This is a genomic window from Streptomyces rishiriensis, assembly GCF_003112535.1.
Classification (GTDB): domain Bacteria; phylum Actinomycetota; class Actinomycetes; order Streptomycetales; family Streptomycetaceae; genus Streptomyces; species Streptomyces rishiriensis.
Map to the genome: position 1 here is coordinate 103628 of NZ_BEWA01000010.1, position 12982 is coordinate 116609.

The 12982-nt window shown below is 73.7% G+C and carries 12 protein-coding genes; 2 read left to right on the forward strand and 10 right to left on the reverse strand.

The window, feature by feature from the left end; genetic code table 11:
* Positions 1-2: 2 nt before the first annotated feature.
* Genes Sri02f_RS18070 through Sri02f_RS18085 form a run of 4 tightly spaced genes read right to left on the reverse strand, consistent with a single transcriptional unit; the run spans position 3 to position 3409 of the window.
* The gene (locus Sri02f_RS18070) at positions 3-782 is read right to left on the reverse strand and encodes an NAD-dependent epimerase/dehydratase family protein (protein ID WP_109002338.1); all 780 of its coding nucleotides are present in this window, start codon (positions 780-782) and stop codon (positions 3-5) included.
* Positions 783-1463 carry a TylF/MycF/NovP-related O-methyltransferase gene (locus Sri02f_RS18075; protein WP_245970665.1) on the reverse strand — a complete coding sequence of 227 codons (681 nt, stop codon included), beginning with the start codon at positions 1461-1463 and terminating at the stop codon, positions 783-785.
* A gap of 53 nt (positions 1464-1516) precedes the next feature.
* Positions 1517-2764, reverse strand: a complete 1248-nt coding sequence (locus Sri02f_RS18080) for a nucleotide disphospho-sugar-binding domain-containing protein (protein WP_109002340.1) — start codon at positions 2762-2764, stop codon at positions 1517-1519.
* A gap of 3 nt (positions 2765-2767) precedes the next feature.
* Positions 2768-3409 carry an SDR family NAD(P)-dependent oxidoreductase gene (locus Sri02f_RS18085; protein ID WP_109002341.1) on the reverse strand — a complete coding sequence of 214 codons (642 nt, stop codon included), beginning with the start codon at positions 3407-3409 and terminating at the stop codon, positions 2768-2770.
* Positions 3410-3563: 154 nt separating this feature from the next.
* On the opposite strand from Sri02f_RS18085, the gene Sri02f_RS18090 reads away from it, so the two are divergent.
* Together Sri02f_RS18090 and Sri02f_RS18095 are read left to right on the forward strand one after the other, a co-directional pair.
* Positions 3564-4814, forward strand: a complete 1251-nt coding sequence (locus Sri02f_RS18090; protein ID WP_159106724.1) for a nucleotide disphospho-sugar-binding domain-containing protein — start codon at positions 3564-3566, stop codon at positions 4812-4814.
* Positions 4815-4819: 5 nt separating this feature from the next.
* A complete protein-coding gene (locus tag Sri02f_RS18095) occupies positions 4820-6094 on the forward strand; it encodes a nucleotide disphospho-sugar-binding domain-containing protein (RefSeq protein ID WP_109002343.1) in 1275 nt (424 codons plus the stop codon).
* 80 nt (positions 6095-6174) lie between these two features.
* On the opposite strand, the gene rfbH is transcribed toward Sri02f_RS18095, so the two are convergent.
* The 6 genes from rfbH to Sri02f_RS18125 are packed head-to-tail and all read right to left on the reverse strand — an operon-like array spanning position 6175 to position 12947.
* Positions 6175-7473 (reverse strand): lipopolysaccharide biosynthesis protein RfbH, encoded by a 1299-nt coding sequence (rfbH, locus tag Sri02f_RS18100; RefSeq protein ID WP_109002344.1) that lies wholly within the window; start codon positions 7471-7473, stop codon positions 6175-6177.
* Positions 7466-8497, reverse strand: a complete 1032-nt coding sequence (locus Sri02f_RS18105; RefSeq protein WP_159106725.1) for an NAD-dependent epimerase/dehydratase family protein — start codon at positions 8495-8497, stop codon at positions 7466-7468. Before Sri02f_RS18105 ends, rfbH begins: the two co-directional genes overlap by 8 nt.
* Positions 8494-9849 (reverse strand): NDP-hexose 2,3-dehydratase family protein, encoded by a 1356-nt coding sequence (locus Sri02f_RS18110; RefSeq protein WP_109002346.1) that lies wholly within the window; start codon positions 9847-9849, stop codon positions 8494-8496. The genes Sri02f_RS18105 and Sri02f_RS18110 overlap by 4 nt, the downstream gene beginning before the upstream one ends.
* Positions 9828-11069 carry a nucleotide disphospho-sugar-binding domain-containing protein gene (locus tag Sri02f_RS18115; protein ID WP_109002347.1) on the reverse strand — a complete coding sequence of 414 codons (1242 nt, stop codon included), beginning with the start codon at positions 11067-11069 and terminating at the stop codon, positions 9828-9830. Before Sri02f_RS18115 ends, Sri02f_RS18110 begins: the two co-directional genes overlap by 22 nt.
* Before the next feature lie 20 nt (positions 11070-11089).
* Positions 11090-12133 carry a ketoacyl-ACP synthase III family protein gene (locus Sri02f_RS18120; protein ID WP_159106726.1) on the reverse strand — a complete coding sequence of 348 codons (1044 nt, stop codon included), beginning with the start codon at positions 12131-12133 and terminating at the stop codon, positions 11090-11092.
* Positions 12134-12188: 55 nt separating this feature from the next.
* Positions 12189-12947, reverse strand: coding sequence for an SDR family NAD(P)-dependent oxidoreductase (locus Sri02f_RS18125; RefSeq protein ID WP_109002349.1), 759 nt, complete (start codon positions 12945-12947; stop codon positions 12189-12191).
* Positions 12948-12982 lie beyond the last annotated feature (35 nt).

Consider the following 12982-nt stretch of genomic DNA (forward strand, 5'->3'; position numbering starts at 1 on the left):
CCTCACAGGGGGGTTGCGGGCGAGACCCGGCCGGGGCGGTGCGCCGGCCGGGCGGAGAGGTACTTGTCGAGCACTTTGTGGTGGTAGTCGGGGCCGAAGCCCATGTGCTCCACCACCGGCGCCAGCCGGCGGAGCCGGGCGGTGGAGATCTCCTGGGTGACGGCCGGCGGGCCGTAGCTCCAGTGGGCCTGCAACCCCAGCCGGTGCTGGATGTGCCGCACGATCCGCTCGATCGGCACCGCGCTGCCGGACGCCACGTTGACGATCGTGCGCCCGACGCCGGTGGCGAGGAGCGCGTCGACGACGGTGACGACGTCGGTGACGTCGATCAGGTCCCGGCAGGAACCGGGAAAGATCCGCACCCGGCCGGACCGCACCTGCGCGGCCATGGCGGGCAGCAACTGGTGGGGCGGCTGGTCGGGGCCCACCACATGGCCCAGACGCAGGATCAGGAAGTCGACCGGGGAGGCGGCCAACTCCCTCTCCAGGGCGTGCTTGTGTCTTCCGTACGGGGTGGCGGGCCGGACCGGGCCGTCCTCGGTCCCGGGCCGGCCCGGTTCGGAGTACAGGCCGCTGGAGGCGGTCGAGAAGAAGACCAGCCGCTCCCCGCTGTCCGTGCAGCGGCGCACCAGGTCGCGGACGAGGGCGGCCTCCCGCAGGAACGGCTCCGGCGAGGTGTGCCGGGCCGCGGAGACTCCGGCCGCCGCCACGACCACCCCTGGGTGGGAGCCCGCGACGGCAGCCAGGTGGCGGGCCAGGAATCCGTTGCCGACGATGTCCATTCAGGCGGTCGGCCGGATGTAGCGTCCGTAGGCGAGGTCGCCCTCGCCGATCAGGACCTCGACCGGCGAGGGCAGCCCGAAGTACTCGTCGCAGGCCCGCTTGACGCCCGGGAACTTCACGACCGTGCGCGGGTTGGCCTCCGGGTCGGCGTAGTCGTCGAGGATCACCGAGCCGCCGGGCGCCAGCCGTGGAACGCACTCGGCGAGCGAGACCACGGTCGAGCTGTAGAGGTCGCCGTCGAGGTAGCCGAAGGCGATCCGCTCGGGCAGCTGGGTGTGCAGGGTGTCCTCGAACCAGCCGGGGTGCATCGGCGGCGGCGTCTTGTGCCAGGCCGCGAAGGTGGCCGCGACCTCGGCCTGGCCGGCGGACATGGCGCCCAGCGGCATGACGATCTCGTCCTCCTCCGAGGTGTCCGGGAGGCCTTCGAAGGAGTCGAAGACATGGACCGGCCGGTCGTCGCCCAGCGAGTCGAGCACGGCACGGATCCACAGGGTCATCGCACCGCGGAAGCAGCCGAGTTCGACCACCGCGCCGGGGACGCCGTCCGCGACGACGCGCTCGACCTCCCGGCGTACGTGTCCGAGGCGGTCCGGGTCGACGGTCTCCCCGTGGGTGCGCAGCAGCCACGCGTGCAGGTCGTCCAGGGTGTCGTGCCGGGTCGCGTCGTTGGTCGTTGACACTGGTCTTGTCCTCGCTGTCGGATCGAAGGGGTGCCGGCCGGTACGTGCGGCGCTCATCGGGGCAGGTCCGCGGCGTCGAGGGCGCCGGTGCGCGCCAGCCGCTCCAGGGCCGGGACCAGCTGTGCCACGGTCGGGTGGCTGTCGATGTCGCTCTCCAGACGCTTGGCCGCCTCGCGCAGGGCGGCGTCGGTGAGCAGCCGGGAGACGGCCGTGCGGATCTGTTCCGCGGTGGCGTCCAGGCCGGGCAGCAGCAGCGCCGAGCCGCCCAGCGCGAAGCGGCGCCCGATCTCCACCTGGTCGTCCGTCAGGGCGAGGATGAGCTGCGGCAGTCCGGCTGCGGTCATCATCGGATTGACGCTCCCCTGGTGGATCACCGCGTCGCAGTGCGCCAGCAGCAGATGCAGCGGATGGTCGCGCAGCAGCCGTACGCCGTCCGGGAGTTCGCCCAGCGCGTCGGCCTGCTCCGGCGCGGTGGTGAGCAGCAGCTCCGCGCCCGCCGAGGTGACCGCGTCGATCGCGTGGCGCAGCGCGGGGACGCCGGTACCGAAGATTCCGGACGCCGAGTTCCCCCAGATCAGGCAGATCCGCGGGCGCTCGGGCCGGTCGAGCAGCCAGGGATCCATCGCGCCCGGCCCGTTGTAGGGCACGTACCGCACGGGCATCCGCAGGGCCTTGCCCATGTCGGGGGTCACCTGCCGGGGCGAGGGGTCGATGGCGTAGCCGATCTGCGAGCGGTCCCAGCCGGTGACGCCGTGCCGCGCGAACGCGCCGGTCGGGTCGTGCAGGCTCGCCTCCACGCTGCCGAACATGCCGGGGGAGTGGTACACCGAGGGAACCCCGGTGGCCAGGGCCGCCAGCACGCCCTCCGGTGTCATCAGGTCGTGCACCACCAGGGCCGGGCGCCAGGACCGCGCGAACGCGACCGCCGCGTCGCAGTTGCGCCCGAGGCTCTCGTGGTACCGGCGGGTGAAGTCCTCCTCGTGCGCGGCCACGTCGTAGTCGTCGTAGCTGTCCACCGGCTGTCCGGTGACCGGGTGCACCGGCGCGAGCGCGGCGAACTCGTCCGGGGAGCGCCGCGCGGCGGCGTACCGCGACATCCGCTCCACCTGCATCAACTCGAACCCTTCGAGCACGGGAACCGGGACGAGCCCGGCCCCGCTGATCGCGGGCGCCTGAGCGGGGGAACAGGCGACCCGCACCTCGTGTCCCGCGGCCTGAAGGGCCCAGCCCAGGGGCACCATGCAGAAGTAGATGCCCTTCCAGTTGGTCGTGGTGAACAGCACACGCATGCCGGCGGTCATGGCTCAGCTCCTCGTGGTCACCGACGCGTCGTCGGACACCAGCAGGGCGACGCTGTGTCCGACGCGCTGCGGCGACTCGGCCGGCAGGGTGTGCGTCCGGATGCCGAACGGCCCGAACTCCACCTCCAGTTGCTCCAGGGCGGCGCGCACGGCCGCGTCGGTGATGGCCCGCGCGGGGTCGGCCGCCGCCCGGCCGGGCAGCGCCGGGTCGCAGATGTAGACCAGCGAACCCGCGCCCCGGCCGACCATGTCGGGCAGTGGGGCGTAGGCGGGGGTGAGGCAGGTGAGCAGCTGGGCCCGTACCGCGTCGGCGAGGGCCACCGCGGGGTCGGCCGTGGACTGCACCGGCTCCACGGGGCGGCCGGGTCCGGTCACCACCATGATGTCGACGTCGCCGAACGCGCCGCCCGCCTTCTTGCACAGCAGATCGCTCTGGGCCGGGTCGCGCAGGTCGGCCTTGATGGCGACCGCCTGCCCGCCGGCGCTCTCGATCCCGCGGACCACCTCTTTCGCCCGGGAGAAGGAGCTGAAGTACTGCACGGCCACGGCCGCGCCCCGGCCGGCGAGTTCCGCGGCCACGGCCGCGCCGATGTCGGTCTCGGCACCCGTGACCACCGCGACTTTGGTGTCCAACGACTCTGTCATGGCGGTGAACCTAGGAGCGCCTCTTCGAGCCGCGTTATAGCGCGCGGCAAGCCCGGACCGTCTGCGTGCCCCGGCCGCCTCGAAGGGTCTTCTACGTGCGTTCCAACCCTCGGCACAAGGCTGCCCGCCGGATACCGACGAGCGGGAGGCCTGGATGAGAGTGCTGTTCACCGTGTCCGACTGGGGCGGGCACTACTACTGCATGGTGCCCCTGGGCTGGGCCCTTCAGGCCGCCGGGCACGAGGTGCGGGTCGCCTGCCCGCCCGCTCAGGAGAGGGCGCTCGCCGACGCGGGACTCGTCCCGGTGCCCGTCCTGGACGGCCCCGACATGACGTACTGCACCCGGTTGATCCGCTACCAGGAGGCGGTCGACGGCACCGGTTCGCTGCCCGGGCCGCCGCTGCACCCCGCGACCTGCGAACCGGTGGCCGACCTCGCGGAGTTCGACGTCGCGGCCGAGACGGCGCGGTTCTGGCAGGAGGCCGGGCGCGCCCTCGAGCGCAGCCACGACGCGGCGGTGGAGTTCGGCCGGGCCTGGCGCCCGGACCTCGTCTGCTACGACCTGATGGCGCCCGAGGGCGCACTGGTCGCCCGCCTCGCCGGGGTGCCGGCGCTGTACCACTCGGCGGGGCTGTTCGGCGCGGCCGAGACCGAGCCGGTCCTCGAAACGGGGCTGGAGGACCCGACGGGGTCGTTCGCCCGGCACGGTGCGAAGCCCTGGAGCCGCGACCAGATCGAGTACGTCATCGACCCCTCGCCCGACTCCTCGCTGCCGCCGCACGGCGCCGCGCAGCGGATTCCCGTCCGCCCGGTGCCGTACAACGGGGTCCGCTCCGTCCCCGACTGGCTGCTGGAGCCGTCGTCCGGCCGGCGCGTCTGCGTGCTGTGGGGCTACTCGGCGACCGCGATGTACGGGCCGCACGTCCCCGCCCTGCGCCACGCGCTGGAGGCGGCCTCGGCCACGGGGGCCGAGGTGGTGCTGACCGCCGGCCCGCAACAGGTCCAGGCCCTGGGCGAACTTCCGCCGGGAGTAAGGGTTCTGACGGATTTCCCGGTCGATCTGCTGCTCGCGGGCTGTGACGCGGTGATCCACCACGGCGGCGCGGGCACGGTCATGAACGCCTTCACGGCGGGCGTGCCGCAGCTGTGCCTGACCCTCAGCATCGATGGGCCCGTCTACCGGGAGCGGATCTCCCGGGGCGGCGCGGTCCTCGCCCTGTCGGCGCTGACCTCCACGCCGCAGCAGATCCGGGACGGCGTCGCCGCCGTCCTGGGCGAGGACCGCTACCGGCACCGCGCCCGGCGGATCGCCGCCGAGCTCGCCGCCCGGCCCGCGCCGTCCCGGCTCGTCGCACCGCTCGTCGAGCTGGCCCGCACCGGCCGGCTCGCCCCGGCGGGGAGGTGAGGGCCGTGCGGGTGCTGTTCACCGCCTCGGACTGGCGCGGGCACTACTACTGCATGGTGCCGCTGGGCTGGGCTCTGCAGGCCGCAGGGCACGAGGTGCGGGTCGCCTGCCCGCCCACCCAGGCCGCCTACGTCGGCCGGGCGGGGCTGGTCGCGGCGCCCGTCCTGGAGGCCATCGAGCTGACGACGATGGGACGGATGTTCCGCTATCTGGAGACCGTGGCCGGCAGCCGCCCGGGGCTGCCGCTGCACCCGTACACGGGGCAGCCGGTGCGCTCGCTGGACGAGTTCGACGTGGCCGCCGAGGCCCCGAAGTTCCAGGCGGGGGCGCACGAGGCGATCCGCCGCAGCTACGACGGGGCCGTCGCCTTCGGCCGCCGGTGGCGGCCCGACCTGGTGGTGCACGATCTGACCGCCCCGGAGGGCGCACTGGTCGCCCAGCTGACCGGCTGCCCGTCCGTGTACCACCCGCCGGGCCTGTCCGGCACAGCCGAGACCGAGCCGGGCATCGACCTGGGTGACGGCGATCCCTCCGGCTCCTTCCCCCGGTACGGCAGGCCGCGCTGGCACACCGGCCACGTCGACTACGTCATCGACCCCTCGCCCGACAGCGTCGTGGTCCCCATGGGCCAGGCGCTGCGGATGCCGGTCCGCTACGTCCCCTACAACGGTCCCGGCGGGCTGCCCGGCTGGCTGCCCCGGGGCCGAGACCGGCCGCGGGTGTGCGTGCTGGTGGGGGAGTCGGCCGCCGCCGAGGCCACCGAGATCCCGCTGCTGCGCGCCGCGATCGACGCGGTGCTGGACCAGGGCGCCCAGGTGCTGCTCACCAGCACCCCCCGCCAGGCCGAGCAGCTGGGTGAACTCCCGCCCGGGGTGCGGGTGCTGAGCAGCTTCCCGCTGAGTCTGCTGCTGGGCGTGTGCGACGCGGTCGTCCACCACGGCAGCGCCAACGCCCTGATGACCGCCGCCGCGGCCGGGGTGCCGCAGCTCGCGCTCTCCTTCACGGACGAGCAGGGCGTGGTGAGCCGCCGGATCGCGGCCACGGGCGCGGCCGTCGCGCTCTGCGCGCTGCGCGAGGACCCGGCGGTGGCGGCCCGTGCCGCGGTCGCCGTGCTGACCGGGGCGGAGCACCGGGCGGCGGCCGGCCGGCTGCGCGAGGTCATCGCGGCGCAGCCCGCGCCGGCCGATCTCGTCGAGCCCCTCGAACGCCTAGCCCGGACCGGGCGCTTGGAGGCCGGGGACCTGCCCTCCTACGGGCCGGCCCCCGCCGTGCCGAGCTGACCGCCGGCGCCGCCGTCCGTACAGCACCGCAGCCGGGGTCCGTCCCTTTCGGGACGGGCCCCGGCTGCGTGGCGCGCGGGTCAGGCCGCTGCGGCGAACTCCCTGATGGAGGCCGCCACGTAGTCGATCATTTCGAGGGTGAGCGACGGATAGACGCCGATCCAGAAGGTGTGCTCCGTGATGACGTCGGAGTTGGCGAGGTCGCCCACGACGCGGTGCGGCTGGTCGAGATAGGCGGGATGCCGGGTGAGGTTTCCGCCGAAGAAGCGGCGGGTGCCGATCTTCCTGGACTCCAGGAAGTTCCCCAGCTGCTGCCGGGTGAAGGGTGCGTCGGGCCGCACGGTGATGACGAAGCCGAACCAGCTCGGATCGCTGTCCGGGGTCGCCCGGGGCAGCAGCAGGCCCGGCACGTCGCACAGCCCGTCCCGCAGGCGCTGCCAGTTGCGCCTGCGCAGCTCGCCGAACCGGGCGATCTTCTGCAACTGGCTCAGCCCGAGCGCGGCCTGCAGATCCGTCGACTTCAGGTTGTACCCGACGTGGGAGAAGATGTACTTGTGGTCGTAGCCGTGGGGCAGATCGCCCAGCTGGTAGTCGAACCGCTTGAAACAGGTGTTGTCCTCGCCCGGCTCGCACCAGCAGTCCCGGCCCCAGTCGCGCAGCTGCTCCACGATCCGGGCCAGCGTCAGGTTGCGGGTGACGACACAGCCTCCCTCACCGGTGGTGATGTGGTGCGCCGGGTAGAAACTGGCCGTCGCCAAGTCGCCGAAGGAGCCGGTGGGCCTGCCCCGGTACAGCGATCCCACCGCGTCGCAGTTGTCCTCGATCAGGAACATGCCGTGTTCGGCGGCCAGTTGGGCGACCTCTTCGGCCTGGAAGGGGTTGCCCAGCGCATGGGCGATCATGATCGCCCGGGTCTTCGGTGTGATCGCCTCGGCGATCCGCTCCGCAGTCGTGTTGTACGTGCCGAGCTCCACGTCCACGAAGACCGGGACCAGGCCGTTCTGCAGGATGGGGTTGACCGTCGTGGGGAAGCCCGCCGCGACGGTGATCACCTCGTCCCCGGGGCGCAGCCGCCGGTCGCCGAGCTGCGGCGACAGCAGCGAACCCAGTGCCAGCAGATTGGCCGAGGAGCCGGAGTTGGTCATGTGCGCCTTGCGCAGACCGAAGAACCGGGCGAACTCGCGCTCGAACCTGCGTGAGCTGACGCCGGCCGCGATACGCATGTCCAGGGCCGCTTCGACAAGTGCCACCCGGTCGTCGTCGTCCAGCGTCGCGCCCGACGGGAAGACGGGGGTGACGCCCGGAACGAACTCGTGCCGGACGTTCTCCTGGTGGTACTTGCGCACCAGGTCGAGGATCTGTTTCTTTCCCTCACTCATGCAACGTCTCTTCCTGGAGTCTTCCTGGGAACGGGGCGGCTTCGGACCGGAGGCCTCCACCATGGACCGGTGCTGTCGAGACTGCTTCGACGCCGTGCCGAGGCGCTCGCCCGAGGGCTGCCCGCCACATCGAGACGAGCGCGTCGTGCGGGGTGAACCGCGGCCGCCAGCCGAGCAGTTCACGGGCAGCACGGATGTCCGCCCGCTGATCCCCGACGTCGCGGCCCCGGACGGCCGCGGCCCGGGTACCCGGTGAGCGGTCCGTGACCTCGGCCCGAACCCCGCTCACCTCGATCAGTTCGTCGACCAGCCGGCGCACGCCGACCGACTCGCCGCGGCCCACGTCGATGACCCGCCCCCCGGCCGGAGCGCGGGCGGCGGCCCGCACCACGGCGTCGGCCACATCGCGTACGTCGACGAAGTCGCGGTGCGCGGTGAGCGGCGGCAGCTCCAGCGCACACGTCTCGCCCCGGCGCGCCGCGGCGGCCAGCCGTTCCGTGACCCCGCCGAGCAGGCTGCCGGCCGGAGCCCCCGCCCCCAGGGCGTTGGAGACACGCAGCACCACCCCCTCGACCAGGCCGGCCTCGGCCGCCGCCCGCACCGCCCGGGTGGCCCGCGCCTTGGTCAGGGCGTACAGCGCGGCGGGCTCCGGATGTCCGGGCTCGGGCAGCGAACGCTCGTGCAGCGAGCCGATCTGCACCAGCCGCGGCGGCAGCGGCAGCGCGGCCAGCACCTCGATCAGCCGGTCCACCAGGGAAGCGTTCAGCTCGGTCAACTGCTCGTCCGTGGCGCCCCAGACGGCGCCCGCCGCGTTCACGACGGCCACCGGCCGCTCCCGTTGCAGCAGCGCGGTGAGCCCGTCGCCGTATGACCCGCTGAGGTCGAGCGTGACGGTGCGCCGCACGTCCGGGCCGGCGCGGCGGTGCGCCACGCAGAGCACGTCCCAGGACCCGGCTGTCAGCGCCCGGCAGATGTGACGGCCCAGGAAACCGGTGCCGCCCAGGACCACGACCTGTCCCCTCACCGTGATCCCAGCGACCGCAGGCAGGCCAGGAGACAGCGGGCCTCCACATTCAGGTAGTGCGCGTGACGCAGCAGCTCCAGGGTCTCGCCGACGGTCGCCCACAGGTAGCCGTCGGGTACGTCCTCGGGGAAGTCGTCGGCGGCCTCGACGACGAGGTAGCGGTTCTGCGCATGGTGGAAGCGGCCGCCCTCCTCGGAGTGCACGGCGTCGAACCGGACGCGGTCGGACGGCGCCCGCAGCACCTCGTCGAGGAACGGGGGGCGGCCCGGCGGGTCCGAGGGGTAGTTGCGCGGGGCGCACTGCACGGTCGGTCCGAACTCCACCGTGTCGAAGGTGCCGGCCTCGGTGCGCGCGCGCAGCAGCAGCCGCAGGACGCCGTCGGTCCGCCGCGTCAGCAGGGCGATCACGCCACGGCTCGCCGGGGCCAGCAGCGGCTGGGACCAGCGGGGCACCTCACGGTCGGCGGCCTCCACGTCGACGCCGATGACGCAGAAGTACCGGCCCTCCTCGTGTGCGATCCGGTCCGTGGTGCGGTGCCAGCCGGCCACCTGGTTCAGCGGGATGCGGCGGCGCACCAGCGAGCGCCGCGACTTGAGCGCGGTGAACCGGCTCAGCAGCGCGGTGGCGTCCCCGGGGGCGGCCGCCGAGCGGGCCAGCGCCCCCGCGAAGGAGTCCTCCGCCACCGTGGCGTCGTCCGCCGCGGGCGAGGGCAGCGCGGCCAGGACGCACCGGGCGTCCATGTTGACCAGGTTGTCGAGGCGCAGCAGCTCGCCCAGCTGCCGCACGGTCAGCCAGCAGAAGCCGTCGCGGAGGGGCACGTCCTCGGTGGTCTCGACGATGACGTTGCGGTTGCGCTTGCCCAGGAACCACGAACCCTGCTCCGACTGCAGGGAGTCGGCCAGCGGGCGGCCCCGCCGCGGGTCGGTGAAGTACTCCAGATAGGGCACCGCGCTGCCCCGGTGCACCCGGGTGTAGTTGCTGTGGGTCGCCTGGACGGTCGGCGACAGTTGCAGGGAGTTGACGTTCCCGGGCTCCATCTTCGCCTGCATCAGACAGTGCGGCACCCCGTCGAACGTGCGGACCAGGATGCCCAGGATGCCGATCTCCGGCTGCACGATGACGGGCTGCGCCCAGCTCCGCTCACCGCCGCCGTCCCGAACGGTCGCGCGGAGCCCCTCGATCGAGTAGAAACGCCCGGTGCGGTGGACCAGGTTCCCGGTGTCCGGGTCGCTGTGCCAGCCCGCCAGGCTGTGCAGCGGCACCTCCTTGACCCGGTAGTCGGTGGCCCCGGCGCGGGCGGCGAACCAGCTGTGGAACTGCTCCAGCGACGTCACGACATTGTCGTAGGGCACGGCTGTCCTTCCTGGGCCAGTGCCCTCAGCGCGGGCACGACCTCGTGGGGTGTGGGCATCGCGTTCATCTCGGTGCGGATCGCGGCGAGGGCCTTGGGGAAGCGGTCGTCGCCCAGCAGCTCCCCGAGCGCGGCCCGCACCCGAGCGGGCCCGCTGTCGGCGTCGAGGACGACACCGGCTCCGGCGCGCCGCACCCGGTGCGCGATCTCCGCGTAGGGCGGGGACTGCGGCAGGATCAACTGGGGCACCCCGGCGGCGACGGCGGTCATGGCCGTGCCCGCGCCGCCGTGATGGATCACCGCGTCGCAGGTCGGCAGCAGCAGATGGAAGGGGACCGCCTCGGCGACCCGGACCCGGACCCCGGGCGCCGACGCGGCGACCGCCTCGCCCTGGCCGGCGCCCGCGGCGATCACCAGCTCGACACCGAGGCCGGCCACCGACTCGGCGAACTCGGCGGTCACCCGGGCCGCGGTCGTGGCGTCGTACCGGTCGAGCGCGATGCCGCTGGTCACGCACACCCGGGGGCGTCGGCGCGGCTCGGCGAGCCAGGCGGGCGCGGCGGCCGCCCCGTTGAAGGGCAGGTACCGCATGGAGGTGCGCCGCACCGCGAACGACTCCGGGATCCGCAGGCTCGGCGGGCTGGTGTCGAGCAGATGGTCCGAGCAGGCGCGGGGCTCGGCCCCGTACCGCTCGAACAACTCGGCGTACCCCGGCAGCCAGTCGCCGCGCCGCCCCGCGCGCTCGGTGCGCAGGAGCGAGCCCACCTCCCAGCTCTGGGCGAGCAGGGGCACGCCGACCGCGGCGGCGGCGACCGGGCCCGCGAAGCACAGCGTGTCGCAGACCACCAGGTCGGGCCGCCACCAGCGGGCGAAGGACACCAGGTCGTCGGTCATCGTCGCGGCGGCGGCCACCTGCTTGCCCGCCGTGTAGTCGAGCACGGTGGTCTGCCACTCGTCGAGCAGCTCGGGCCGCGCGGTCCAGCCGTCCGGCCAGGGGCGCTCACTGCCCCAGGACCTCATGTTGGCGACCGGGCCCTTGCGCCGCGGCGGGGCGTCGGGCCCGATCGGGACGACGGACATCCCCGCGCCCAGGACGGTGCTCCGGCAGGACGGCGGCACGGCGAACCGCACCTCGTCGCCCGCCGCCTTGAGGGCCCAGGCGAGCGGGACCATCGGAAAGAAGTGGCCGGGAGCGGCCCAGGTGGCGAACAGCACGCGCATGATCTCTCCCCCTCGGCCGGTCAGCAGAGCCAGGGCGCGGTGGCGAGGATCTCGACCACGGCACCGCTGACGGACAGTCCGGACGCCAGGCCGATCATGAGCATCAGGTCGCCGGGCACCAGTTCGCCCGCGCCCAGCAGATGGTCCAGAGCGGCCAGGTGGTCGGAGGCGGCGAGATGGCCGACGCCTTTGGCGTACTCCCAGCAGGACTTCTCCATCGGCAGCCCGAGCGGCATCATCAGCCGCTGCTCGGTGAAGTCCCGGGACGCGCTCATGTACGACACCCGGGCGATGTCCTGGAGCTTGACCCCGGCCTCCTCGGTCAGCCGGTCGGTGAGGGCGTGCAGCCCGTCGAGGCTGAACCGGTTGAACTCCTCGTAGGTCCGCGACCGGAAGAAGTCCGCGGAGCGGGCGCCCAGGTCCAGGGGCGCCCGGGTGGTGGCGGGCGGCGGGAAGATCGGCTCGGCGCCCCGGTGCAGGGACTCCAGCTCCTGGACGAGGTGGGTGCCCACCGACCGCAGCCGGGCGAAGCCGCCGGCCTTGGACAGGATCGCCGAGGCGCCGGCGTCGCCGATGAGCTGGAACGGCGCGGACCGCCAGCGGTCGAGCAGGGGCGACTCCATGTTGTCGCCGATGGTGACGAGCGCGGTGTCCCGCCGCTCGTCCGCCCGCAGATAGCAGACGGCCAGCTCGAGCGCGTCGAACATGCCGTTGCAGCCCTGGCGCACCTCGAAGGCCGGGACGCTGTGCCCGACCGCCTCGCCGACCGTCCGCAGCTGCACGTAGTTCTGCGCGCACCAGGCGTCCGGCCCCTCGTGGAAGCAGGAGACGTGGAACACCGCGTCCACGTCGGCGCGGGTCCGGGTGGCGCGCGCGAAGGCCTGTTCGGCGGCGAGCACCGCCATGTCCGGGCCGGCGAGACCGGGCGAGACCGCGACTCCGGTCAGCCCCGTCTCCTCGTACGCGGCCGCGTCGTAACGGCCGTCCGCCACCGCCCGGGCGGAGCTGACGGTCTCCGGCACGTAGGTGCCCACGGAGTCGATGTAGATGTCCTGTACTTTCAACGCCCTCTCCCGGTGAGTCGAGTCCAACGGTCCCGGGGTCCCCGGGGCACGGCGCTCAGCGGCCGCCGTCCACATGCAGTACCTGGCCGCTGATGTTGGTGTTCGCGGCCGAGGCCAGGAAGACGGCCGCGTGCGCGACGGCGGCCGGCTCGGACAGCCGCGCGGTGGGGGTGCGCCCGCGCTCCTCCTCGCGCAGCGCGGCCGGCAGCGCCTCCCGTACTCCTTCGGTGAGCGTGAGCCCCGGCGCCACGGCATTGACGAGGACACCGTCCGCGCCGGCCTCCCAGGCGAGGTTGCGGGCCAGCCCGTGCAGGGCCGCCTTCGCGGCGCCGTAGACCTCCTGGCCGCCCCGGCCGTGCGTGGCGATGTGCGAGGAGACCAGCACGATGCGGCCCCAGCCCCGCGCCCGCATGCCGCCGAGGACGGCCTGAGCGGTACGGACCGTGCCCGCGAGGTTGTCCGTCAGCGTGGCCCCCCACTCCTGGGCGGGCACCTCCTCGAACCGGACCCCGGGCGCGCGGCGCGGACCACGCTGATAGGCGTTGGCCACCAGGACGTCCACGCCGCCCCAGCGCCGGGTCACCTCGTCGACCGCCTGCCCGGGCGAGCCGGGCTCGTCCAGCGCGTAGCGGACGGCCAAGGCCCTTTCGTCCCCGCCCAGTTCGGCGACCAGACGGTCGGCGACGTCCTTGGCGCTGCGGTAGGTCAGCGCCACCCGGCAGCCCTCGGCGGCGAAGGCGCGCGCCACGGCCAGGCCGATGCCCCGGGTGGCCCCGGTGACCAGGACGACCCGGCCGGAGAGACCAAGTTCCACGATGCTCCTCCAGACGGTGGGGTCGAGCGGCGCTC